Raw genomic sequence first — 1,030 nt, forward strand, 5'->3', positions numbered from 1 at the left:
CAAGCTCTCTGGTTTGGGCTTCTCCGCGTTCGCTCGCCGCTACTGACGGAATCACTATTGTTTTCTCTTCCTCAGGGTACTTAGATGTTTCAGTTCCCCTGGTATGCCTCTACATAACCTATGTATTCAGTTATGAGTAACTGGAAATTACCCCAGCTGGGTTTCCCCATTCGGACACCCCCGGATCAAAGCTTGCTTACAGCTCCCCGAGGCAGTTTCGTTGTTCGCCACGTCCTTCATCGGCTCCTAGCGCCTAGGCATCCTCCGTGTGCTCTTAGTAGCTTAACCATATCGCTCGTGTTCGAGCTGTCACTCCACTTGGTTTGCTTGCGCAAATCCAAAAGTCGTTCCATTTCGATCACTCGCTCATGCAATCTACCGTTTTTATTGAAACTTGTTTAACACAAGTTCAGCTAAAAAGGAATGTTCTAATTCGCGTTTGTTTCGTTTCGATATCTAGTTTTCAAAGAACAAACTTGTAAATCATTTTTGGTGGAGCCAAGCGGGATCGAACCGCTGACCTCCTGCTTGCAAGGCAGGCGCTCTCCCAGCTGAGCTATGGCCCCATATGAAATTAAAAGGTGTAGATGGTGGGCCCTGGTGGACTCGAACCACCGGCCTCACCCTTATCAGAGGTGCGCTCTAACCAACTGAGCTAAGGGCCCACATTATATATACTATTTGAACCCAAAATGGGTTACGCTTGGCGGCGTTCTACTCTCCCAGGACCCTGCGGTCCAAGTACCATTGACGCTGAAGGGCTTAACGGTCGTGTTCGGGATGGGAACGTGTGGAACCCCTTCGCTATCGCCACCAAACGTTTGAGAGTTTGAGCTCTCAAAACTGAGCAACGAGTGAGTAACTAGCCGACCTGGCTAGGTTTTGCAGCTAAGCTGCGTATTTGAATGTTTCCGTTGCAGGAAACGATTCTCCATAGAAAGGAGGTGATCCAGCCGCACCTTCCGATACGGCTACCTTGTTACGACTTCACCCCAATCATCTATCCCACCTTCGGCGGCTGGCTCCTTGC

The 1,030-nt window shown here is 49.9% G+C and carries 2 tRNA genes and 3 rRNA genes; all 5 read right to left on the minus strand.

The features are described from left to right. Positions 1 to 288, minus strand: a 23S ribosomal RNA gene (locus WFI24_RS34160); the annotation flags it as partial. Positions 289 to 490: 202 nt separating this feature from the next. Continuing rightward, positions 491 to 566: transfer RNA gene (locus WFI24_RS34165), tRNA-Ala, on the minus strand. A gap of 22 nt (positions 567 to 588) precedes the next feature. Beyond that, positions 589 to 665: transfer RNA gene (locus WFI24_RS34170), tRNA-Ile, on the minus strand. A 36-nt stretch (positions 666 to 701) separates the two neighbouring features. Next, a 5S ribosomal RNA gene (gene rrf / locus WFI24_RS34175) occupies positions 702 to 818 on the minus strand. Positions 819 to 937: 119 nt separating this feature from the next. Next, positions 938 to 1,030, minus strand: a 16S ribosomal RNA gene (locus WFI24_RS34180); the annotation flags it as partial.

The organism is Paenibacillus sp. USHLN196, assembly GCF_037144955.1.
Taxonomy (GTDB): domain Bacteria; phylum Bacillota; class Bacilli; order Paenibacillales; family Paenibacillaceae; genus Paenibacillus; species Paenibacillus xylanexedens_C.